Raw genomic sequence first — 23,342 nt, 5'->3', positions numbered from 1 at the left:
AGCTCAGGTTAGTGCTTCTTCAGGCGGCCGGGGCCGTGCGCAGCCACACCGCTGTATCCGCGGGCAGCAAGCCCTCCTCCGTCAGGGGCCCGCTCGCCAACAGCAGCTCGCCGGGCGGGAGATGGGCGGGCGGCCCGTCGACGTTGATCACGCACTCCCAGCCGTCGAGGCGCGTGAAGTGCAGCAGCTGTTGCGTCTCTCCCATCCGGGGCTCGCCGAGCACCTCGCTGCCGGGGGCGCCCGGTCGCAGCAGCTCGCGGCGCAGACGCAGCGCCGTGCGGTAGAACGCCAGGTGCGAGTCGGGGTCCCGGTCCTGGGTCGCCACCGACAGCGCGGCGAAGCCTTCCGGCTGCGGCAGCCAGCCCGCCGCGGCCCCGAACCCGTACGACGGGCCGTCGGCCTCCCAGGGGAGCGGCACCCGGCAGCCGTCCCTGCCCTTGCGGCGGCCGCCGGACTGCCCGTACACCGGGTCCTGGAGGTCCTCCACGCGCAGGTCGGCGACCTCCGGCAGGCCCAGCTCCTCGCCCTGGTAGATGTACGCGGACCCGGGCAGCGCGAGCATCAGCATCGTGGCCGCGCGGGCCCGGCGCAGGCCCAGTTCGCGGTCGGGCTCGGGGAGCCGGCCGTCGGAGCGCAGCCACGCCTCCAGGTCGGTGCCGGGCGGCAGGCCGAGACGGGAGGCGTGCCGGACCACATCGTGGTTGGACAGCACCCAGGTCGCCGTCGCACCCACCGAACCGGCCGCGTGCAGCGACTCCTCGATCACCTTCGCGAGGTCCGGAGTGCGCCAAGGCGCTGACAGGAACTCGAAGTTGAACGCCTGGTGCAGCTCGTCGGGCCGGGTGTAGAGCACCCTGCGGGAGTTGGTCACCCAGGCCTCCGCCACGGCGACGCGTGGTGGTGTGTAGGCGTCGAGGACCGTGCGCCAGTCGCGGTAGATCTCGTGCACCTCGTCGCGGTCCCAGTACGGGTGGGTGCCCGGCGGCATGTCGTCGTGGATGCCCTTGTACTGGGGGCGGCCGATGTCGGACAGCGGCCCGGCGAGATCCTTGGCGCAGCCGTGGGCCACGTCGATGCGGAAGCCGTCGACGCCCCGGTCGGACCAGAACCGCAGGGTCTCCCGGAAGTCGGCCCGCACGTCCTCGTGCTCCCAGTTCAGGTCGGGCTGTTCGGGCGCGAACAGGTGCAGGTACCACTGCCCGTCGGGCACCTGCTTCCATGCGTTGCCCGAGAAGCTGGCCTCCCAGTCGGTGGGCGGGAGCGAGCCGTCGGGCCCGCTGCCGTCGCGGAACACGTAGCGCTCGCGGGCCGGGGAGCCCGGCGGCGACGCCAGCGCCTCCTGGAACCAGACGTGCTGGTCGGAGGTGTGGTTGGGGACGATGTCGACGAACACCTTCAGGCCCAGGCGGTGTGCCTCGGCGACCATGGTGTCGAAGTCGTCGAGGCTGCCGAGCCGCGGGTCGACGTCCCGGTAGTCGGCGACGTCGTAGCCGCCGTCCTTCAGCTCCGAGGGGTAGAACGGGCTGAGCCAGATCGCGTCGACGCCCAGGTCGGCGAGGTGGTCGAGCCGGCGGGTGATGCCGACCAGGTCGCCGATGCCGTCACCGTTGGAGTCGGCGAAGCTGCGCGGATAGATCTGGTAGACGACGGCCTGGCGCCACCAGTCGGCGTCCTGCGGCGAGTTGTCGATGTGCTCGGTCATGCGGACTCCGTACGTAGTCGAGTGGGGGGAATGCTGCGCATGCGACGCGGTCATCCCTTGACCGCGCCGTCGGTCAGGCCGGACAGCACGCTGCGGCGGAAGATCAGCACCAGGAGCGCGATGGGAACCGTCGCGGCCATGGCGCCGGCGAAGATCGTGCCGAACGGGATCTCGTAGACGCCGGAGAACAGGGCGATGCCCACCGGCACGGTCCGGAAGTCGTCGGCGGAGTTGAAGGTCAGGGCCATCAGGAACTCGGTCCAGGTGGCGGTGAACGTGAACACCCCGGCGGTGAACAGGGCGGGCCTGGCCTGCGGCAGGATCACCGACAGGAGCGTACGGACCGGGGACGCGCCGTCGACCGTCGCCGACTCCTCCAGCTCGTGCGGGATGTCGAGCAGCGAGTTGCGCAGGATCCACACCGCGAACGGCAGATGGAACGCCACGTACGGGATGATCAGGCCCCAGTAGCTGTTGAGCAGGTCCAGCTGCCGCTCGACCAGGTACAGCGGGGTGACCACGGCGATCGTCGGGAACACCGAGATCATCAGCAGGGCCACCATGATGGGCCCCTTGCCGCGCAGCGGCAGCCTGCCCAGCGCGTACCCGGCGAACAGGCCGAGAGCGAGGACGATGACGGTGGCGCTGACACACACCACCGCGCTGTTGAGGAGATAGCGGTCGAAGCCCGCCGAGCCCAGCGCCCGCGCGTAATTCGTCCATGTCGGGTCCTTGGGCAGCACGGTGGGCGGCGAGGCGCCCAGCTCGCCCTCCGGCTTGAAGGACGTCACCGCCATCCAAAGAAGCGGCAGCGACACCGCGAGGACCAGGACGAACGCCCCGATGTTCACGACGTTCAGCCAGCGGCGCACACCGGTGACCTGTCGACCACGGCGGCTCATCGGCCCACCCCTCCCTCGTCCACCTGCATCTTGAAGGCCCGCAGGAACAGCAGACAGCCGATGGCGACCAGCGCTCCCGTCGCCGTGGCGATCGCCGCCCCGAGGCCGACGTTGAGGTCCTGGAACAGCGCCTTGTACCCGAGGATCGCCAGCGACTGGGTGGCCGTCCCAGGACCGCCCTGGGTGAGGACGAAGGGCAGGTCGAAGATGCCGAAGGCCTGCAGGACGCGGAAGAGCACCGCCACCGCGATGACCGGTCGCAGCGCGGGCAGCACCACCAGACGGAAGGTCGTCCAGGCGCCCGCGCCGTCCATCTCGGCCGCCTCGTACCGCTCCTGAGGGATCTTCACCAACCCGGCCAGGATGATGACCGCGACGAACGGGGTCGTCTTCCAGATGTCCGCCACCGCGAGCCCCGCGATCGCCGGCACCGGCTTGCCCAGGATCACCGGCGGCGCCTCCATGACCAGGCCGAACAGCCAGGTCACCGCCCCGTACCCGGCGTCGTACAGATACGCCCACAGCTGCGCCGACACCACGGTGATCAGCGACCACGGGATGAGGAGCAGCGCCAGGATCCAGCCGCGCCCCGCCTCCAGCCGTTCAAGGAGCACCGCCACCGCGATGCCGAGCACCATCTCCACGGCGACCGTGCCCAGCGTGTAGCCCACCGTGAACACGAGCGCGTCCAGCCACGCGGAACTGGAGAACATGGTGGCGTAGTTGGCGACCGTCCACTCCTGGACCTCCATGCCGCCGAACGTGAAGCGGATCTTGGCGAAGCTGGTCACCACGGAGTACAGCACCGGGAAGAGCGTCACCAGACCCACCACGACCAGCGTCGGCGCGGTGAACAGCCATCCCGTGCGCGCCTTGCGGCGTCGCAGCCCGTCGCCCCGGATCGCTGTCTCGGATCCCGGTGCGGTCGTCTCCCGCGGCCGGGTGCGGACCGGGGCCGTCACAGCGACTCCCCGGCGAGCGCGGCGGTCAACTGGTCCTGCGCGTCGGCGACCGCGCGGGCCACGGGCACACCGGTCAGGACCCGGTTCGCGTGCGTATAGATCGCCTTGCTGACCTGCGGGTACGACGGATTGCGGGTCGGGCGCGCGACGAGTGTCATCTCGGGTGCCAGGGCGTAGACCGGGTTCTTCGAGCCGCGGATCCAGCGGCTGTTGAGGGCCTCGCGGGTCGTGGGCAGCTGCGCGCCGTGCTCGGCGAGGACCATCTGACCCTCCTGGGCGATGAACTTGGCGAAGGCCGCGGCCGCGCCCAGCTTGCGGGAGTGCGGGTTGAGGTAGTTGCACCAGCCGCCCAGACAGCCGAGGCCGCCCTCGCGGCCCTCGAAACCGGGACGAAGTACGGCGCCGACCTTCCCGGCCACGGAGGAGTCCGGGGCGGTGGCGACTCCCCACGCGTACGGCCAGTTCCGCAGGAACAGCGAGTGCCCTCCGGTGAAGTCGTCGAGGGTGTTCTGCTCGATGAACGTGGAGACGGCGGACGGGGAGACACGGCTGGTCACCAGGTCCCGCAGCAGGCCGAAGGCCCGCTCGGCCGCCGCCCCCGCGAAGGTGGCACGGCTGCCGTCCGGGGAGAGCGCCTGGCCCCCGGCATCCGCGAGGATCTCAGTGACGTTGCAGGTCAACCCCTCGTAGACGCTGCCCTGCCAGACGAAGCCGTGCTTGATGTCACCGGCGCGCTGGACCCGCTGCGCGCTGCGCATCAGCTCCTCCCAGGTGCGCGGCACCCGCAGCCCGTGCTTGTGCAGCAGATCGCGCCGGTAGTAGAGGTACGGCTGGTCCTGATAGAGCGGGAAGGCGTACCGGTGGCCTTCGTAGCCGAGCGAGGTGAGCAGCGCCTTGGGATAACGCTGCCACTCCTCCTCGGTCAGCAGTGACTCGACCGGCAGCGCGAAGGACGCGGCGCCGAACTGGGCGGCCCAGGTGATGTCACCCTGGTAGACGTCGGGGCTCGTGCTGCCGGCCGCCAACTGCGTGGACAGCGCCGAGCGTTGGGTGTCGGTGCTGGCGGGCGCCTTGATGATGTTCACCGATATCTGCGGGTACCGCTTGCGGAAAGCGCTGATCAGACGGGGTGCCAGATCACCGCCGTCCTTCGCGGCCACCGAGCTGTACCACCAGTCGATGGTCGTCTTCCCGCGTGGCACCTGCTGCGCCTCGGACGGGTCCGGGGGAGTGGCCGAGGCCCGGGAACAGGCCGAGACGAACGGGGCAGCGGCGGCGGTACCGGCAGCGACACCCAAGGAGGACAAGGTTCTTCTGCGGCTCAATGTCATGGAGAGGTGCTCCTGCCGAAGTGGCGGCTGACCCATGGCTGGCGACTTCCTGAGAACGCTTGCACGCTAGGCAGTCACTTCCCGAGAGGTCAATGGGTCTGCACAGCACGGAGTGGAAGACAACGCTTTCATGACCCTTGCCGTCGTGCGTCGCCGCTGTGCTACGTTCCCGGCATGCCGATACCCGACCAGCGCTACCCGACGATGGCCGACGTGGCCGAGCGGGCCGGGGTGTCGGTCTCGACCGTCTCGCGCACGCTGCGCGGGATGGCCACGGTCTCGCCCGAGGCACGGGAGCGCGTCGAACAGGCAGCCAGGGAGCTGGAGTTCGTGGTGTCCCGGCAGGCGTCCTCGCTCGTCACGGGGCGCACGGGAAACGTCGCCGTACTGGCCCCCACCCTGTCGTCCTGGTTCGTGGGATGTGTGCTGCAAGGGCTGAGCACACAACTGAGCGGCGCGGGCCTCGACCTGCTGATCTATCCCGTCGCCGAGATGTCGGAGCGGCAGGCCTTCTTCGAGCGGCTCCCGGCCCGGCGCAACGCCGACGCGCTGATGGTGCTCAGCTTCGACCTCACCGAGGAGGAGACCGCGCGACTTGACCGCCTCGGCATGCCGGTCGTGTACGTCAGCCGCAAGGTCGAGGGCCGGCCGAGCGTGTACGTGGACGACGTCGGGGGCGGCCGCGCCGCCACCCGGCATCTGCTCACCCTCGGCCACCGCCGCATCGCGTACCTCTGCGGCAACCGCAGCGACGGCTTCACGTACAGCTCGCGGCAGCGCAGGACCGGTTGTCTCGAGGCGCTGGCGGAGGCCGGGACCGAACCCGCCCTCGTACGCGAGGTGTCGCACAGTCGGCGCGCGACGCTGGAGGCCATCGGGGAGCTGACCACGCTGTCCGACCCGCCCACCGCGGTCTTCGCCGAGACCGACGAACTCGCCCTCGAACTCCTCACCGCCCTGCGCGAGGCCCGGATCGACGTCCCCGAACAGCTCTCCGTGGTGGGCTTCGACGACCACCCGGTGGCGGAGTGGGCCGGCCTGACCACCGTCGCCCAGGACCCGGTGAGCCTCGGCGCCGTGGCCGGCGGTCTGGTCACGGAGCTGATCGCGAACCCGGACGCCGATCCCGCTCCGCACCGGGAGCTGCCGCTGCGGCTCATTCCAAGGGCGTCGACGGTGCGGCCGGGGTCCTGAACGCGGCGCGCGCCCGGTAACGGGAACCGGACCGGTCGGCCATGGGCCGCCCTCACACGAGTCGCCGACCACACCTGGACGACCGCTACATGTCGCAGGCGGCACGAACTCCTCGATGATGCACGGCACATCGACGCCCGGGTCGCCTCCTCGCCACGCTCGGGCGCGTCCGTCTCGACTGGAGTCAGCCGACATGACAGAGCCGCACCCCCCACTCAGCTCCCCAAGAGGCCGCCGCATCGGCGGACGCCTGCGCCGCTGGGCCTCAGCAGCCGTGGGCGCCCTCGCGCTCACGGCCGGTCTGCTGGGCACCGCGCCCCAGGCATCCGCCGCGGGCCTCACCCAGGTCACCGGGTTCGGGTCCAACCCCGGGAACCTGTCCATGTACGCGTACAAGCCCGACACCCTGCCCGCGGACGCGCCCCTCGTGGTCGCCCTGCACGGCTGCACGCAGAGCGCGAGCGACTACTACAGCCACTCGGGCTGGCCGAAGTTCGCCGACAGCTACGGCTTCGCGGTGGTCTTCCCGCAGACCGGCAGCGCGAACAACGCCAACTCCTGCTTCAACTGGTTCCAGTCGGGCGACAGCGCCCGCGGCCAGGGCGAGGCGCTGTCCATCAAGCAGATGGTCGACAAGGCCGTGGAACAGTACGGCAGTGACACCGAGCGCGTGTACGTCACCGGTCTGTCCGCCGGGGCCGGCATGACCGCGAACCTGCTAGCCGCCTACCCCGATGTCTTCGCCGGCGGCTCCATCGACTCGGGCCTGCCCGCCTCCTGCGCGACGAGTGTGTCCGCCGCGTACACCTGCATGTACAGCCCGCCGGACAAGACGCCGGCCCAGTGGGGCGACCTTGTGCGCTCCGCCGCGCCCGCCGGCACCACGTCCTGGCCCCGCGTGGCCATCTGGCAGGGCACCGCGGACACCACCGTCGTCCCGGCGAACGCCAACGAACTGCGCGACCAGTGGACGAACGTGTGGGGCATCGGCCAGACACCGTCCCGCACCGAGAACCTCAGCGGGGGCACCACACTGAGCGTCTACGACGACACCGCGGGCAAGCCGGCCGTCGAGGTGTACTCCATCTCCGGCATGAACCACGGCCTCGCCGTCGACCCGGGCAGCGGCGCCGAACAGTGCGGCACCACCGGCACGTACTACCTCGACACCATCTGCTCCAGCTACCACACCGCCCGCTTCTGGGGCCTCGACGAGGGCGCGGACGGTGGCGGCGGCGAGACCCCGGGCGCCCTGCCCGCGCCCACCGGCCTGAAGGTGTCCGGCACCACCGGCACCACCGCCTCCCTGACGTGGAACGCGGTCGACGGAGCGGCCTCGTACAACGTCTACCGGGGCGGATCGAAGGTGGCCACCACCACGTCGGCCGCGTACACCGACACCGGGCTCGCCACCGGGACGGCGTACGGCTACGCGGTGGCGGCCGTCGACGCCGAGGGTGCCGCAGGCGCGAAGTCCGCGCCGGTGACGGCGACCACCGGCGGGTTCACACCCACGTGTCACACGGCGAGCAACTACCAGCACACCACCGCAGGGCGCGCCCACCAGAGCGGCGGGTACACCTACGCCAACGGCTCCAACCAGGCGATGGGCCTGTGGAACACCCTCACCACGCACACGCTCAAGCAGACCGCCGCCGGGTACTACGTCCTCGCCGACTCCGGCTGCCAGACCTGACGGTCCGGGCCACCCGCGCCCGGCCTCACGCGCGCGGCTCGTCCAGGGCCGCCAACTTCTCCAACAGCGCGTCCCGTTCGCGATCGATCCGCGGGTCCGTGCGATGGGTCGCGTGCCCCTCCAGCTGCCGGAAGACCGGCTGGGCGGGGCCGCGGCCCGTCTGCTGGTCCGCGACCGCCTCGGGGGTGCGGGGCGGCGGAGCGTACGGGTCGGTGGCGTCGGGCCACACCACGTCGTGGACGCCCGGGACGTCGATGTCGGCGGCCATCGGGTCGGTGTCCCGGCGGACGTTGGTCCACGCCGCCAGCGAGGCGGCCAGCGGGGCGAGCCGCTCATGGACCGCGTACGCCGGGTAGTGACCGGTGAAGAACAGAGTGAGCGGGCAGCCCGTGGTGAGCAGGGCCACGCGCCGCCGGTGCTCCGTCGGGCACTGCCACAGGGCGAACACCGCGAGCACCGAACCGAGCGAATTGGCCTGCAGGAGCAGCCGGTCGCGCGGGTCGCGCGAGAGCAACTGGTCGATCCGGTGCACCAGTTCGGGCACCGCGCGCACCGTCCAAGCGGCGGGCGCGAAGGGGTGCGCGGCGCGCGGCCAGGACGCGCCGAACGCCCAGGCGAGCCCGGCGTTCTCGCGGGCGTCGCGGCGGATCGCGATGGACCGCGCGGTGAAGAGCAGTACGGCGATCATCGCGACGAGGAACACTCCGGCCAGCGACACCAGGAACTGCACGACCGAGGTGACCCTCGCCCGGAACTCCACGGCGACCGCGTTCTCCATCTCCTGGACGAGGTACAGGGCGGCCAGGACGAGCACCAGGGCGACGGCGGCCACCCCGAACAGGAGGTCGGCCCCCTTCGCGCCGTGGTCCGTGAGGCCGACCGCGAAGTCGATGCGCCGCCGTCGGTCCAGCTCCTCGCGCAGGTTCGCCCGACGCTGCTCGGAGACCGGGTCACTCGTCCTGCGTACCTCCTGCCGGTGGCGCCGCCGAAGCACCCACTGACGCCTGAACCACCCCATACCGTCCGGAAGTTCGGGCCACGGATCGAGCAGCGGCATCGGACGCAGATACCAGCGCAGGGTCGCGACGACCGGTGCCGCGAGTGCGACGAGCCCCAGCCCCAGCAGCAGGACCGTGGTGCTGGCCGCCACCACCTTCAGCGCCGCTTGCGGCAGCAGCAGCTCCTCGCCCTTCGGCGCGCTCCCGCTGTGCAGCCAGCCGCGCGCCCACAGCGCGAGCGCCGAGGCACAGATCCAGCCCAGCAGACACCCCATCAGCGCGGTCACGGGCCCGGACACCCCGTACAGGGCGTGCGTGCCGCGCCGGTCGGAGCCGAGCCGCGGCAGCGCCGCCACCACGGTCAGCGCCACACCGCCGAACTGTGCCCCGAGCAGCGCCCCCGAGGCCGGGCTGAGCCCCGGCAGCCGCCCCGTCGTCGCCCACCGGGGCCCCGGCATCAGGCAGTACAACACCGCGCCGAGCAGCACCAGCAGACAGGCCGTCACCATGGCCGCCTGCATCCCGCGCAGGCGCCACGGACCGGTGCCCACCAAGGTCCACACGCCGAGCACCCCGATGACGACGAACAGGACGACGGCCACGGCCTGATTGCCGCCCTGGGAGGCCGGTGGCATCGCGGTCAGCACGGCCAAGGTCAGGACGCCCGCACACAGGTGACGGCTCATCAGCCCGTGCGCCCGGGTGTTGCGCTGCCAGTACGAGAACTCCTCCAGCGGGGCCGCCTGCCCGTTCGCCGCCGGCAGGAAGAGCCGCCGCCACCAGGACGGCCGCGCCGTCCGTCGGGGCGGGATCCGCTCGGGGTCCTGCCACACGTTCCCGTACTCGCGCCGCTCGTCACCGGCGGCCCACGCGGCCAGGAACAGTCCGACCAGCGGCACCGTCATCGCCGCGAGCAGCCCGGTGGGCACCGACATGTCGCGCACGGCGGCCACGACCTCGTTCCCGGACGAGCACAGCTCCTTCGACGAGCGGCACTGCCACACCAGCTGATCCATGGTGACCTGCGCAAGACCGCCGACCAGCAGCACCGTCATGGAGAGCCCGAGCAGCCGGACCCCGAACCCGTACATCAGACTCAGCCCGCGCCGGGTCGGCCGGTGGGGGCGCATCCAGCCCGCCACATTGACGAGCAGGAACGGCAGCAGGAACAGCCACAGCGAGCGCATCGCCCCGCCGGAGGTGAGCGCCGCCCAGTCGTAGACCTCGCGCTGCACGCCCTCCCGCTGCCCGCAGCCCCCGACCCGCGCCCGGTACACCCCGGCCTGCCGATCACCGCTCACCCGCCCCACCCGGTCGGGCACGAGCACCTCGGCCCGGTCCAACGCCCCGACGCCCGGCACGATGAGCTCGTACGTCTTGCCTTCCCCCATGGGTACAGAGGGTGACAGGGGCGGTGGGGCGGGGCCATACGCCGTTCGTACGGGTGGGCGGCGTGTGGCGGGCTGTCGGGGGCGTGTCGTGGTGGGGCGGGCGCCGGCGTCAGCTCTCCCGGGCCGTCAGCTGCTCCATCACCGCCCCCAGCAGTCCCGCCGGAACCCGCAGCGCGTGCAGCGCCGAGATCTTAGACGTCAGCGGGTCGGACGAGGTCACGATGCGCCACATCTCCAGCTTCGTGGGGTTGTCGAACTGGGCCGCGGCGAGGATGCCCCGGATGGAGTCGGTCGTACGGTCCGCGTGGAGCGGCGAGCCGAGCTTCACCTCGACCGTCGTGGCGGACGAGGTGGCGGCGGCCTCGACCGTGACGCTGAAGCGGCCCGTGCCTCCGGTGACCTCGACCGGTTCCCCGTCGACGAGGACCGGGCCGGTGGGCAGGCCCGCGAGGAAGGTGACCGTCCAGGTGCGGGCGGCGGGGACGATGCCGTCGGGGCCGTCCGCCGGGCCGATGCGCAGGGTGCCGGTGCCGGCGTTCCACTCCAGACGTGTGGTGACCGTGCGCAGGTCCGTGCCGTCGCCCTGGCCGTCGTCCTCGAACAGGGTGAACGTGCCGCTGTCCGAGGGCGCGACGAGCAGTTCCAGGTGGCCGGGGTTGCGGGTGGCGTCCAGGTCCTCGGGACCGGCCAGCGGGAGGATGCCGCCGCCGCGCAGCAGGGCAGGCACCCCGTCGAGACCGCGGTGCAACTCGATGTGGCGGTCGCCGTCGTACACCGTGCCGGTGAAGATGTCGGTCCAGGTGCCGGGCGGCAGCCAGGCCGGTGTGGCGGAGAGCAGGGTCACCTCGTCCCGGCGGGTGGTGAGGGGAGCCACGATCAGCTCGCTGCCGAAGGTGAACTGGTTGGGCACGTCGTACGCCTCTGGGCGCTCGGGCTCGACGTGGTACATCGGGCGCACCAAAGGGGTGCCCGCCGCCGCGAGGTGGTTCATGGTGTGCAGGTACGGCACGAGCCGGTGCCTGAACCGGAGCGCCTCGCCCATCGCCTGCCGGGGCTCGGACGGGAACTGCCACGGCTCCTTGCGGATGAACGGGTTGTTCGCCGAGTGCAGGCGCAGGATGGGGGAGAAGACCCCCAACTGGAGCCAGCGCGTCGCCAGTTCGTCGTCACGGACGCCGCGCGTGTGGCCGCCGATGTCGTGGCTCCACCAGCCGTAACCGATATTGGCCGACGACGCGGTGAACTCGGGCTGGAAGGCGAGGGACTCCCAGGACACCACCGTGTCACCGGAGAACCCGACACCGTAGCGCTGGCTGCCGGGCCCGGCGTAGCGGGAGAACGCCATCGGGCGGCGTCCCTCGCGCCCGGAGTCGAGGAAGTGGAAGTGGTTCAGCAGCCACAGCGGGTCCACGTCCGGGATGCGGGACGTGCTGCCCTGCTGCCAGTCGATCCACCAGAAGTCGACACCCTGCTCCTCCAGCGGGTGGTGCAGGTGCCGGAAGTAGGCGTCGAGGAACGCCCGGTCGGTGAGGTCGAACGGGATCGTCGCGTCGGAAGCGGGGTCCACGCCCACCGCCCGGGCCACCTCCGGGTACGCGTCCTCGAAAGGGCGGACCCCGTCGGCGGGGTGCAGGTTCAGGGTCGTGCGCAGGCCCCGGCGGTGCAGTTCGCCGAGGAAGGCCTCCGGGTCCGGGATGAGCTTCCGCTCCCACGAGTAGCCGGTCCAGCCGGTCCCGTACCGGGGCGGCACCGAGTCGACGCGGTGCCAGTCCATGTCGATGACGGCCACGGAGAACGGCAGCCGCTCGGCGTCGAAGCGGTCGAACAACTGGAGGTAGGCGTCTGCGGTGTACGCGTGGTAGCGGCTCCACCAGTTGCCCAGCGCCCACCGCGGCAGCACGGGCGGGCGCCCCGACAGCGCGTACAGGGCCTCGACCGCCTCGCCGTAGTCGTGGCCGTACGCGAAGACGTACAGGTCGAGCCGGCCGGGCTCGCGGGATGCCACCCACCCCTCGTCGTCGAAGAGGAACGACGCCGAGTCGTCGACGACGGCGATCCCGTCGCGGGCGGCGACACCGTCCTCCAACCGGATGCGGCCGTCCGCGTCGTCGAGGGTGCGGGCCGTGCCGCCCAGGTTGTCCGGGCGCCGCTCGCCGAACCGCCAGCGGCCACCGGCCGGCGACGTGACGACCAGGCCGTTCGCGCTGAACTCCCGTCGGTCGTAGAGGAGATGAAGGCGGCTCGTGGACACCTCGAGCGCGTCGTCGCTCTCGCGGACCGTGAACTCGGGTGTGAGCCGGTCGCGGTGGAGCGCGAAGCTCGACGCGCGGTCCTCGAAGCCGCCGTCCTCGGACCACTCCAGACGCAGCAGACCCTCGGTGAGCACGGTGACACGCCAGTGGTCGCCGCGCAGGACCGACGCGTCCCGGGCGCGGGGGTGGGCCGGGATCCTGCTGAGTGCTGTCGCTGTCATTGCTTGACGGCCCCTTGGGTCAGTCCGCTGATCACCCAGCGCTGGGAGAACAGGTAGACGAGTACGGTCGGTGCCATCGCCATGAGGTAGGAGGCGAAGGCGACGTTGTAGTTGGTGTCGAACTGGCTCTGGAAGATGTTCTGCAGGACCGGCAGCGTCTGCAGCCCGGGGTCGGATGTGATCAGCGAGGGCAGCATGAAGTCGTTCCACGAGGCGAGGAACGCGAAGATGCCGACCGTCGCGTTCATCGGCCCGAGCAGCGGCAGGATGATTCGCCGGAAGATCTGCCACGTGGTGGCCCCGTCCATCCGGGCGCTCTCCTCCAGTTCCAGCGGGATGGAGCGCAGATACGCGGTGTAGAGCAACACACTGAACGACAGCTGGAAGACGATGTGCAGCAGGGCGACACCCACCGGACTGTCGATGCTCAGGAGGGCGGTCAGCTTGATCTGCGGCAGCGCCACCACCGGGAACGGCAGGAACATCGCGCCCAGCAGATAGAAGAACGACCAGCGGAAGATCCGCCTGTCCCAGTTGCGGGCGATGGCGTACGCGGCGAGCGAGCTGAGCGCCAGCGTGCCGAGCACCGACGCCGCGGCCACCCCAACGGAGATCGTGAACGAGACGGGGAAGCGCGTGATGCGCCACGCCTCGGCGAAGTTGCCGGGGTTGATGGGCCACGGCAGTGCGAAGGCATCGCCGTCGGCCACCTGCGCGGAGGTCTTCAGGGACATCGCGACGGTGACGTACAGCGGTATCAGGACCGTGAGCGAGGCGACCATGAGCAGGAGGGTGGCCGGCCGGTTGGTGGCGTCCTTGCCGCGGCGGCGGGCGCGAGCGACGGCCTGCCGCAGCGGTGGGGTGCGGCGTGTGGTCCGCTCGGACGGCGGGAGAGTGGTGGTCATGACAGCCGGAGCCCCCTTCCTCGGGTGGCCAGGAGTTGCAGCAGGGACACCGCGACCGTGAGCACGAAGAAGATCGTGGCGTTGGACATCTGGTAGGCGTAGTCGCCGCCCGAGTAGCCGCTGAAGATCTTCATGGCGACGCTGTTGGTCGCGGTCCCGGGGCCGCCGTCGGTGAGGCCCTTGATGATGTCGTAGGCGTTCAGATAGCCCTTGACGCCGAGGATGGTGTTGATGACGACGTATCCGGACACCAGGGGCAGCGTGATGGACCGGAAGCGGCGCCAGGCGGACGCGCCGTCGATGGCGGCCGCCTCGTACAGCTCGCCGGGGATCGCGAGCAGACCGGCGATGTAGATGAGCAGCGCGCCCGGCAGCGTCTGCCACGCCGAGACGATCATGATGGCGACCCAGGCGAGCCCGGGATCGCCCAGGATGCTCTCCTCCAGCGGCCCGATCCCCAGCGACGTGGCGATCGAGGGAAGGGTGTTGGCGAACAGATAGCTGAAGACGTACGCGGCGACGATCCCGGAGATCATCATCGGGACGACGAAGATGCCCCGCAGCGCCGTCAGGAACCGGACGCGGCTCGTCAGCCCGATCGCCAGCGCCAGCGCGACGCTCTGCGCGAGCACCACGGTCACCAGGGCGAAGCCGAGGGTGAACTTGTACGACTCCCAGATCGCGGGGTCGGAGAACAGTGCCACGTAGTTCGTGAGGCCCGTGAACTGCCAGTCGCCGAAGCCCACATAGTCGGTGAAGCTGTAGAAGATGCCGACCAGGGCCGGGCCCAGGACGAGGCCGGTGAAGAGCAGGAGCGTCGGCAGCAGGAACCAGTAGTAGAGGGGTTCGACCCGGCGGCGCCCGCGGTCGGGCGGAGCGGCGGACGCGCCTCGTGGGACGGGGGGAGGGACTGCCATGAGGTCTCCTACTTCGTCTTCGTCGAGGAGCGGATCGCGATGCGCCGCCAGTCGGCGTCCAGTTGCCGGAGCATCCCGTCGAAGTTCCCGGTGGCGATCGCCGTCTGGAGGTAGTTGCCCACGGGGATGGACGGCGGGATGAAGGTGCCCGCACCGAGATAGAAGGCCGCCGAGTCGACGTAGGGCTGCAGGCCGGACAGCCGAGGGTCCTTCGCCGCCGGCGCGTCCTTGGTGACTCCGTACGCGAGGTTGTCCCGGTTGTACGCGTCGATGATCTCGGGCCGCATCAGGAAGTCGACCAGCTCCTTGGCCTCGTCAGGGTGGTCGGCCCCGGTCGGGATCCACAGCGCGAGGTCGATGTTCACGCGGGCCTTGCGGTCGGCGGCGCGCTCCGTCACCGGCAGCGGGAACGTGCCGATCTCCAGGTGCGGATCGACCGCCGCGATCTGCGTCAACGCCCAGGGGCCTTGCAGATACATGGCCGCGCGGCCCTTGCCGAAGGCGAGATTCCCGTCCGGGTAGGAGCGGGTGGCGGCGTCCCGGTTGTAGAACTTCGTGAGCGTACGGGCCCGGTCCATGGCCTCGGCGAAGTCCTTCTGGAACGAGACGGGGGAGGAAGGACCGACGTCCGTGCCCTGCTCCTGGAGCCTGCGGAAGAAGGAGGCGCTGTCGACCAGTCCGCCGGCGCAGTAGTCGAAGAGGCCCTGCCAGACCGTCCACACCTCCTTGCTGGTCGCGTAGATCGGGGTGACCTTCGCGGCCCGCAACTCCTTGCACACATCGACGAATTCGGACCACGTCGTCGGTACCGGCAGGCGGTACTTCGCGAAGATCTTCTTGTTGTAGATGACTCCGGCGGCGGCCAGCGAGTACGGCAGGACGCTGGTGCGTCCCGGGTACGTCGCGTACTGCTCGGCGAGCCGGGCGATGCTGCCGGTGATGCGGCGGGTCGCGGGCCGGTCCGACACGTCGGAAAGCACACCGCGCTCGATGTACCGGGCCAGCTCCAGGTTGTTGTTGAAGCAGCCCACGTCGGCGGGCTGGGCGCGGACGAACTGCGGTGCGATGGCATCCGTCGTGTCGTGCACCACCCGCACCCCGGGCCGGCTCCGCTCGAACTTCCCGAGCACCTTGTCGAAGTAGGCGATGACCTCCCGCTTCTGCAGATAGAAGCGCATGGTGGTCCGCGACTGCCCGGCCGCGTCGCCGCCACAGCCGGTGAGCCCGAGAGCGCCGAGCGCGGCGCCGGCACCGGCCGCCGCGACGAGGCCGCGCCGGCTCGGGCCGCGGGCACCCCGGATCGTGGCTCGCTCTGGTCCGATCGACACCTCGTCGCCTCCTGAGGTCGGGGTCACGCGACCGCGGGGCATGCGGACCCCGGGGTGTGTGAGTTCAGTTACGAGCAGAGCGCGGCGAACTTACAGCGCTGTAAATTTGGGTGTCAACAGGTAGGGTTCGGCGCGCAGTCGGCGGGGCGTCCGACCAGGCGCGGGCCCCGCGCCCGGTCCACGCGACTCCCGCGTAGGCCCACCAGGAGGCGAATTGCCCAACGTCCGCCTGAGCGATGTCGCCCAGCACGCAGGCGTCTCGACGAAGACGGTCTCGAACGTCGTGCACGGCTATGTGCACGTGCGCGAGAGCACGCGCGCCAAGGTCCAGCGCGCCATCGACGAGCTGGGCTACCGGCCCAACCTGCGCGGCCGCAACCTCGCCACCGGCCGCACCGGAATGATCGCGCTCGCCTTTCCCGACCTGCGCATCCCGTATTTCGCCGAGCTCGCGCACGTCCTGTCGCGGGCGGCCGGCGAGCGCGGCTACCGGCTGCTGCTCGAGGAGTCGGGCGACGATCCGGAGATCGAGCGCGCCATCCTGTCCGCGCAGGAGGCGGGCGTCGTCGACGGTGTGCTCCTGCAGCCCTCGTGGCTGAACTCGACGGAGATCGCCCAGCACCGTCGAGGGGTCCCGGTCGTGCTCCTGGGGGAGAGTGCCGCGCCGCTGACCGTCGACCACGTACGGATCGACAACATCGCCGCCGCCGCGCAGGTCGTGGAGCACCTCGCCGCTTTGGGGCGCCGCCGCATCGCCTTCCTGTGCGCCGAGGAGACGGCCCCCAGTGAGACGTCCAGGCAGCGCCTCATCGGCTACCAGCAGGGGCTGGAGGCCTGCGGACTTCCGGTCGATCCCGCCCTGATCGTCACCGGGCGGGTGGCCGACGCGGACTCCGGCGCGCAGACCCTCGGGGCCGCGCTCGACGGTGGGATGGCGCCGGACGCGGTCTTCTGCCGCGACGACCTGGTCGCGCTGGGCGCCCTGCGGGCGCTGGGGGAGCGGGGGCTTCGGGTGCCGGAGGACGTCGCGGTCACGGGCTGGGACGACAGCAGGCTCGCGTCGGCGGTGCGGCCGAGCCTGACCTGCGTACGGGCCGACGAGGCCGAACTCGCGCGGCGCGCGCTGGACTTGCTCATCGAGCGCATCGAGGGCTTCGAGGGGCTCGGCAGGCACGAGGTCGTCACGCACTCACTGGTGGTCAGGGAGAGCGCGCCGCGGCCGACGGGCTGAGCGGGGGGCGGGGCCGGGCAGACCGGCAGGTGTTCTGTGCGGATCTCCCGCGCAGTTCTCCGGTTCTCGTTTACAGCGGTGTAAAACGATGCTGTGATGACTGCCGAGGGCATCCGGTTCGGCGGCGCGTGGACCGTGCCGCACCCCGCTCCTCGCACGTACCCGTCACGACGCCCCAGGAGAGTGCATGGCCCAGGACCTGCCCCGCCCGGAGTACCCGCGCCCCGGCTTCGTCCGGACGGACTGGCTCAACCTCAACGGCCCGTGGCAGTTCGCCCGGGACCCCGGCGACAGCGGGCTCGAACGCGGCCTGGTCGACGCCGAGTTGCCCGAGCGGATCACCGTGCCGTTCTGTCCGGAGTCGGAGCTGTCCGGCATCGGTGACACGGACTTCCACGCCGCCGTCTGGTACCGGCGCACCGTGCGGGTGCCCGCCGAGTGGGCCGGGCGCAGGGTCGTGCTGCATTTCGGAGCCGTCGACCACGACGCGACGGTCTGGGTGAACGGGCGGGAAGTGGCCCGGCACAGCGGCGGGTTCACCTCGTTCAGCGCCGACCTGGGCGACGCGGTGCGGCCCGGCGAGGACGCCACCGTCGTCGTGCGGGCCAGGGACGAATCCAAGGGCCCGCAGGCACGCGGCAAGCAGTCCGACCGCTACGCCAACTACAGCTGCCTCTACACCCGTACGACCGGGATCTGGCAGACGGTGTGGATGGAACCGGTCGCCGACACCCACCTCGGCCGCCCGCGCATCACCCCCGATCTGGCCGCGGGCTGCTTCCACCTCGAACTCCCGCTGTCCGGGAGCCGCGTGGGCCACCGCGTCCGTGCCCGGCTCACCGACGCGCAGGGGACGGTCACGGAGGCCTCGGTCGCCGCCCACCTCGACCTCGCACCGCGCCTCGTCCTGCCCATCCCCGAGGAGCGGCGCAGGAGTTGGTCGCCCGAGGACCCGCACCTGTACGAGATCCACCTCGACGTCGTCGACGCGTCCGGCGCCGTCGTCGACTCGGCGGTGTGCACGGCGGGCCTGCGCTCGGTCACCGTCGACGGCAAGCGGGTGCTGCTCAACGGCGAGCCGGTCTTCCAGCGGCTCGTCCTCGACCAGGGCTACTACCCCGACGGCCTGATGACGGCCCCCGACGACGCCGCGCTCGTCCGCGACATCGAGCTCTCCCTCGCCGCCGGCTTCAACGGGGCCCGCCTGCACCAGAAGGTGTTCGAGGAGCGCTTCCTGCACCACGCCGACCGGCTCGGCTACCTGGTGTGGGGCGAGTTCGGCGACTGGGGTGCGAGCACGGGGCCCGTGAGCACCGACAACCAGCAGCCCACCAGCGGGTTCGTGGCGCAGTGGCTGGAGGCCGTCGAGCGCGACTACAACCACCCGTCGATCATCGGCTGGTGCCCGCTCAACGAGACACGTCAGCGGCTCTCGGACCGCCGGTCCGTCCTCGACGAGGTCACCCGCGCGATGTTCCTCGCCACCAAGGCCGCCGACACCACACGGCCGGTCCTCGACGCCTCCGGCTACGCGCACCGCGTACCGGAGACGGACATCTACGACTCCCACTGCTACGAGCAGAACCCGGAGATCTTCGGCGAGCTGATGAGCGGCCTCGCCAAGGACGAACCGTTCGTCAATCCGCAGGACGAGGCGCCGGACGCCACCTGGTCCGTCCCCTACCGCGGACAGCCGTACTTCTGCAGCGAGTTCGGCGGCATCTGGTGGAACCCCGACGAGGCGGAGGCCGCGGGCGAGGACCGCGACGTCTCGTGGGGCTACGGCCAACGCCCCCGCGACGAGGAGGAGTTCCACCACCGCTTCACGGGGCTCACCGGCGTCCTCCTCGACGACCCGGACATGTTCGGCTACTGCTACACGCAGCTCACCGACGTCTTCCAGGAGCAGAACGGCGTCTACCGCTTCGACCGCTCCGAGAAGCTGGACGTGGCGCGGGTTCGGGCGGCACAGGTGCGGCCCGCGGCCATCGAGGGCAACGGTCAACCGAGGACATGACGTAGATAGCTGTGCGGGTCGGCCAGATAGCGGCGCCAGTGGTCGACCAGCGCCAGCTCCTGCCAGGTGCTGCGCCGCATCCCGTGCTCGCCGAGCTCCAGGATGTCGGCGCCGGGCAGCGCCGTCAGGAGAGGGGAGTGGGTGGCGCAGACGACCTGGCCACCCGCCTTCGTCAGCTCGGAGATGTGGCCCAGCAGCTCAAGGCACGATGTGAAGGAGAGCGCCGCCTCCGGTTCGTCGAGGACGTACAGGCCGGGCTGCAGGAACTTGCCGCGGAACGCGGCGAGGAAGCCCTCGCCGTGGCTGACCGAGTCCGGCTCGAACCCCTCCCGGTCCAGCGCGTCGATCGCCGTCTCGGCGCGCAGGAAGAATCCCTTGCGCGCCGACCAGCTGCCCAGCATGCGCCGCCCGCGGGGCGCGGCGTCGAACCGTATGTGCTCGCCGAGCACCGACTTCCGCCGGTGCGACGCGTAGCGCCAGTCGTGCGAGCCGCCCCAGGAGTCCAGGCCGAAGCCTTCCGCGAGCGCCTCGACCAGCGTCGACTTGCCCGAGCCGTTCTCACCGACGAGGAACGTGACCGGCGCGGTGAAGCGGAGCCCCTCGGTGGTGAGGGTCCGTATGCACGGCACCGACCACGGCCATGTGTCGGCCCGCGCGGTCGGGACGACCGGCACATGGGCCCGCTCGACGATCATGTGGCGCGGCCCTTCGCGGGGTGCGCGGACGGTGCGTTCGGCATGGCTTCATCATCACAGGCGGCACTGACAGTCGCCGTCCCGCGCGTCGGCCCGTGAGCGCGGCGCCGAGCTCTCCGCCGAGGTGCAGGAACGCCGGGCGCCCGCACCGGTGGGTGCTCGGGACGGCCCGGCGCGGCGGCACCCGCCGCGAGACCGAAAGGCCGACCGGCGTCTGCCCCCGGTGACCTGGTCACCCACCGCGACGCGCGACTCCGCGACGGCTTGCGTGCCACGCGTGAGACACGACGATGGACGAGGAAGGAAGCGACACCGATACCGATACCGACACCGATGCCGTCAGTTGCGCGGACGCAGGTGAGTGACGAACCCGGTGATCCGGGCAGTCGTTCGGACACCGCGGTTCGAACCGGTTGGAGGCCCCGCATGACACCGAAACCCCTGCAGATCGCCGCCCTTGTCATCGACGCCGAGGACCCCGAACGGCTGGCCGCGTTCTGGTCCGAGCTGCTCGGGCGGCCCGTCGAGAGTCGTACGGGGCCCTACATCTGGCTGCGCCGGGAGGGCGGCCTGGTGTTCGGGTTTCAGCGGAATCCTCGGCCCACGCCCGGCAAGGACCGCATGCACGTCGACCTGACCTCGCCCGACCTGGCCGCCGAGCAGCGGCGCGTCGAGGCGCTCGGCGGGCGGCGGCTGACGGAGTACGACGAGGGCGGGTTCCTGGTGATGGCGGACCCGGAGGGCAACGAGTTCTGCATCCTGCCCGAAGGGTCCGTGGACATGGACGACGACGGGCGCGCCCACTACCTGGAGTGATCCGGCGCGCCGGACGGATCCCGTGGCGCGCGGGCGGGCGGGACCACGCCCTCCGGCACCGTGCTGTCCGGCAGCGCGCCGGCCGTCTCGTACCGCCGCGCGCCGAACCGGTACACCAGCACCAGCACGGCGAAGAACGGCAGGCCCGCCTTCCAGGAGTCCTCCAGGCCCTCGATGAACACGGTCGAGACCAGGATCGCCGCGAGGGCGAGCGCCGCCGCGACGGTGGTGAACGGCGCGCCGCGCAGCCGGGCCGGTGAGGCCGGGAGGCCGTTCCGTGTGCGATGGCGGCGGAAGGCCAGATGCGTGGCCAGGATGAGGATCCACACCACCAGCGCGCCGAACACCGAGATGCCGAAGAGCAGGATGTACGCCGTGTCCTCGGAGTGCACTGACAGGAGCGCCGCCGCGCCGAGGCCGATGCCGGACACGGCGAGCGCCCGGTGCGGGACGCCGCGCGTTCCGACCCGTGCGAAGAGCCGCGGGGCGTGCCGGTCCACCGCCAGGGAGTGGATCATGCGGGTGGCGAGATAGGTGTTGGCGTTGGCGCTGGAGAGGGCCGCGGTGAGCACGACGAAGTTCATGATGCCTGCCGCCGCCGGGATGCCCGCGACGTCGAAGAGCTGCACGAACGGGCTCGCCGTGACGTCGCCGCCCTTCGCGGTGCGCGTCCACGGCACGACGGTGACGACGACCGCCATGGCCAGGACGTAGAACAGCGCGAGGCGGACGACCATCCGGCGGGCCGCGCGGGGGATGTCCCGCACCGGGTTCTCGGACTCGGCGGCGGTCACCGCGATGATCTCGGTGCCGATGTAGCTGAAGATGACGAACACGAAGGCCGTGGCGAGGCCGCTCATGCCGTGCGGCAGCAGTCCGCCGTGTCCCGACAGGTTCGAGGTGCCGACCGCGGTGTGTCCGGGCAGGCCGAGGAACACGTACGCGCAGCCGAGCAGGACGAAGACGCCGATCGCGGTGATCTTGATGGTGGAGAACCAGTACTCCAGGCGGCCGAACACCCCGACGCTCAGCGCGTTCGCCGCGAGCAGCAGCAGCGAGAACGCCACCACCGGGAGCCAGAGCGGGAGTTCGGGCCACCAGAAACGCACATAGATGCCGGCCGCGATCACCTCGCCACCGATCGCGATCACCTGGATCGTCCAGTACGTCCAGCGGATCACGAACCCCGCCAGCGGTCCCAGATAGTGCCGCGCGATGCTGCCGAAGGAGCCCGCCGCCGGGTGCACGGACGTCATCTCGGCGAGCGCCCAGCCGATCACCAGGGCGATCAGCGCACACACCACGTACGCGATCACCGTGGCGGGGCCCGCGGCCGAGATGGCGAGACTCGAACCGAGGAACAGGCCGGTGCCGATGGCGCCGCCAAGACCCATCATGCTGAGCTGACGCCCGGTCAGGGACCGTTTCAGACCGTGGTCCTGCGGTGGTGCCGAGTCGATGCGCGGGTCGTCGGGCATGTCACTCGCTCCGTGGTGGGTGCGGTGTTCCTGGACGTGCGGCTGCTTGGCCACATGAACTACGTGGCGACGTGGCTACTTGGCGCGTATCTCGCCGAGCGCGGCGATCAGCGCGTCGACGTCGGCGAGGGTGTTGTAGTAGTGGAACGAGACGCGGAGCAGGGTGCCGCGCGGGCTGGTGACGATGCGGCGCTCGCCGAGCGCGGCGGCCAGCGTGTCCGGGGCGGAATCTGTGATCGCCACTTGCGGTCCACGGAGTTCGGGATCCGCGGGCGAGGCAAGGGTCTCGCCGGCCTCGGTGAGGCGTTGGTGTGCATACGCGGTGAGCTCGCGGATGTGCGCCTCGACGTCCTTGGCGTCGACCTCCGCCAGCGTGCGCAACCCGGCCGCGGCGGCGTACGCGGAGGGAATCGACGGCGTGCCGGTCTCGAAGCGCCGGGCGGTCTCCGGGAAGTCGAGCGTACGAGGGTCGAACCCGAAGGGATCCACCCGCCCGAACCACCCGGTGAGCTGCGGCGCCACCTCGTCCCGCACACCATCGCGCACGTACAGGAAGGCGATGCCGGGAACGCCAAGGAGATACTTCAGCGCGCCGCACACCAGGTAGTCGCAGTCCAACTCCCGTACGTCGACGGGGAGTACGCCGAGTCCCTGGTACGCGTCGACGAACACCCGCGCGCCCGCGGCCCGCGCCGCCCGGACGGTCTCGGCGACGGGCAGCCGGACACCGTTGCGGTACGACACCAGGGGGATGGAGACGAGGTTGGTGGAGTCGTCGATGGCATCGGCGTATCCCGCGGCGGGAACGATCCCGTCCTCGTCCGGCACGTGCCGCACCTGCGCGCCCCGCCCGCCCTGCGCCAGCCACACATGCGCGATGGACGGGAACTCCATGTCCGTCGTGACAAGGCCGGGACGGCGTGACCAGTCCAGAGTGGACGCCACCTGGTACGCCCCGTCGGAGGCGCAGCCCACCACCGCGATCTCGTCCGCGGTGGCACCGATGTGCGCGGCGAACGCGGCCCGCGCGGCATCGACCTGGACCATCCACTCACCCCACGGCGCGCCGTGGCTGCGCATGGACCACTGGAACTCCTGCAGCGCCGTCAGCACGTGCTCGGACGCCGCCCCCTGGCTGCAACTGGCCAGGTGGACCGTGTCCTTGAGGGAGGGGAAGCGGGCGCGGAAGCGTTCGGGGGTGTCCAGGGTGTCGATCGGCACGGGGCGACTCGCATTCAATCCCGGTGAACTTGTTCAGTGCGGGTGATCGAACCAGCCGGGTGTGCGCCGCGTCAATGGGTGTGCG

At 71.0% G+C, this 23,342-nt stretch carries 17 protein-coding genes; 5 read left to right on the top strand and 12 right to left on the bottom strand.

Features of this window, described 5'->3' with window-relative positions:
* Positions 1 to 19: 19 nt before the first annotated feature.
* The 4 genes from ACZ7L4_RS25105 to ACZ7L4_RS25090 are packed head-to-tail and all read right to left on the bottom strand — an operon-like array spanning position 20 to position 4,768.
* Positions 20 to 1,702 carry a glycoside hydrolase family 13 protein gene (locus ACZ7L4_RS25105; RefSeq protein ID WP_472105801.1) on the bottom strand — a complete coding sequence of 561 codons (1,683 nt, stop codon included), beginning with the start codon at positions 1,700 to 1,702 and terminating at the stop codon, positions 20 to 22.
* 50 nt (positions 1,703 to 1,752) lie between these two features.
* Positions 1,753 to 2,604 carry a carbohydrate ABC transporter permease gene (locus ACZ7L4_RS25100; RefSeq protein ID WP_472105799.1) on the bottom strand — a complete coding sequence of 284 codons (852 nt, stop codon included), beginning with the start codon at positions 2,602 to 2,604 and terminating at the stop codon, positions 1,753 to 1,755.
* The gene (locus tag ACZ7L4_RS25095; protein WP_472105797.1) at positions 2,601 to 3,566 is read right to left on the bottom strand and encodes a carbohydrate ABC transporter permease; all 966 of its coding nucleotides are present in this window, start codon (positions 3,564 to 3,566) and stop codon (positions 2,601 to 2,603) included. The genes ACZ7L4_RS25100 and ACZ7L4_RS25095 overlap by 4 nt, the downstream gene beginning before the upstream one ends.
* Entirely contained in the window at positions 3,563 to 4,768 is a 1,206-nt protein-coding gene (locus ACZ7L4_RS25090) for an extracellular solute-binding protein (protein ID WP_472105795.1), read from the bottom strand. Before ACZ7L4_RS25090 ends, ACZ7L4_RS25095 begins: the two co-directional genes overlap by 4 nt.
* A 303-nt stretch (positions 4,769 to 5,071) precedes the next feature.
* On the opposite strand from ACZ7L4_RS25090, the gene ACZ7L4_RS25085 reads away from it, so the two are divergent.
* Positions 5,072 to 6,091: a LacI family DNA-binding transcriptional regulator gene (locus tag ACZ7L4_RS25085; protein WP_472105793.1), complete on the top strand. Its 1,020-nt coding sequence runs from the start codon at positions 5,072 to 5,074 to the stop codon at positions 6,089 to 6,091.
* 193 nt (positions 6,092 to 6,284) lie between these two features.
* Positions 6,285 to 7,787: an extracellular catalytic domain type 1 short-chain-length polyhydroxyalkanoate depolymerase gene (locus tag ACZ7L4_RS25080; protein WP_472105791.1), complete on the top strand. Its 1,503-nt coding sequence runs from the start codon at positions 6,285 to 6,287 to the stop codon at positions 7,785 to 7,787.
* A 25-nt stretch (positions 7,788 to 7,812) separates the two neighbouring features.
* Here ACZ7L4_RS25080 and ACZ7L4_RS25075 read toward each other — a convergent pair whose 3' ends face one another.
* The 5 genes from ACZ7L4_RS25075 to ACZ7L4_RS25055 all read right to left on the bottom strand — a co-directional run bounded on the left by ACZ7L4_RS25075 (position 7,813) and on the right by ACZ7L4_RS25055 (position 15,799).
* Positions 7,813 to 10,176: a hypothetical protein gene (locus ACZ7L4_RS25075; RefSeq protein ID WP_472105789.1), complete on the bottom strand. Its 2,364-nt coding sequence runs from the start codon at positions 10,174 to 10,176 to the stop codon at positions 7,813 to 7,815.
* Between the two features lie 109 nt (positions 10,177 to 10,285).
* Positions 10,286 to 12,649 carry a glycoside hydrolase family 31 protein gene (locus ACZ7L4_RS25070; protein ID WP_472105787.1) on the bottom strand — a complete coding sequence of 788 codons (2,364 nt, stop codon included), beginning with the start codon at positions 12,647 to 12,649 and terminating at the stop codon, positions 10,286 to 10,288.
* On the bottom strand, positions 12,646 to 13,554 hold the full coding sequence (locus ACZ7L4_RS25065) for a carbohydrate ABC transporter permease (RefSeq protein ID WP_472105785.1): 909 nt from the start codon (positions 13,552 to 13,554) through the stop codon (positions 12,646 to 12,648). The genes ACZ7L4_RS25070 and ACZ7L4_RS25065 overlap by 4 nt, the downstream gene beginning before the upstream one ends.
* Positions 13,551 to 14,471, bottom strand: a complete 921-nt coding sequence (locus tag ACZ7L4_RS25060) for a carbohydrate ABC transporter permease (RefSeq protein WP_472105783.1) — start codon at positions 14,469 to 14,471, stop codon at positions 13,551 to 13,553. Before ACZ7L4_RS25060 ends, ACZ7L4_RS25065 begins: the two co-directional genes overlap by 4 nt.
* An 8-nt stretch (positions 14,472 to 14,479) precedes the next feature.
* The gene (locus ACZ7L4_RS25055) at positions 14,480 to 15,799 is read right to left on the bottom strand and encodes an ABC transporter substrate-binding protein (protein ID WP_472105781.1); all 1,320 of its coding nucleotides are present in this window, start codon (positions 15,797 to 15,799) and stop codon (positions 14,480 to 14,482) included.
* Between the two features lie 214 nt (positions 15,800 to 16,013).
* Between ACZ7L4_RS25055 and ACZ7L4_RS25050 the strand changes: the two genes are divergently transcribed.
* A complete protein-coding gene (locus tag ACZ7L4_RS25050) occupies positions 16,014 to 17,030 on the top strand; it encodes a LacI family DNA-binding transcriptional regulator (RefSeq protein WP_472105779.1) in 1,017 nt (338 codons plus the stop codon).
* A gap of 187 nt (positions 17,031 to 17,217) precedes the next feature.
* Positions 17,218 to 19,047 (top strand): glycoside hydrolase family 2 protein, encoded by a 1,830-nt coding sequence (locus ACZ7L4_RS25045; protein WP_472105777.1) that lies wholly within the window; start codon positions 17,218 to 17,220, stop codon positions 19,045 to 19,047.
* Here ACZ7L4_RS25045 and ACZ7L4_RS25040 read toward each other — a convergent pair.
* Positions 19,032 to 19,742 (bottom strand): AAA family ATPase, encoded by a 711-nt coding sequence (locus ACZ7L4_RS25040; protein WP_472105775.1) that lies wholly within the window; start codon positions 19,740 to 19,742, stop codon positions 19,032 to 19,034. The genes ACZ7L4_RS25045 and ACZ7L4_RS25040 overlap by 16 nt on opposite strands.
* A 426-nt stretch (positions 19,743 to 20,168) precedes the next feature.
* On the opposite strand from ACZ7L4_RS25040, the gene ACZ7L4_RS25035 reads away from it, so the two are divergent.
* Positions 20,169 to 20,558: a VOC family protein gene (locus tag ACZ7L4_RS25035; RefSeq protein ID WP_472105773.1), complete on the top strand. Its 390-nt coding sequence runs from the start codon at positions 20,169 to 20,171 to the stop codon at positions 20,556 to 20,558.
* Here ACZ7L4_RS25035 and ACZ7L4_RS25030 read toward each other — a convergent pair.
* Complete coding sequence (locus ACZ7L4_RS25030; protein ID WP_472105771.1) at positions 20,546 to 22,036, bottom strand: amino acid permease; 1,491 nt, start codon at positions 22,034 to 22,036, stop codon at positions 20,546 to 20,548. The genes ACZ7L4_RS25035 and ACZ7L4_RS25030 overlap by 13 nt on opposite strands.
* A 75-nt stretch (positions 22,037 to 22,111) precedes the next feature.
* The gene (locus ACZ7L4_RS25025) at positions 22,112 to 23,257 is read right to left on the bottom strand and encodes an aminotransferase class V-fold PLP-dependent enzyme (RefSeq protein WP_472105769.1); all 1,146 of its coding nucleotides are present in this window, start codon (positions 23,255 to 23,257) and stop codon (positions 22,112 to 22,114) included.
* Positions 23,258 to 23,342: the final 85 nt, after the last annotated feature.

This window comes from Streptomyces sp. NPDC107575 (assembly GCF_055657265.1).
Note: the sequence above shows the minus strand (reverse complement) of the source record. Positions and strands in the feature narration are given on the sequence as shown.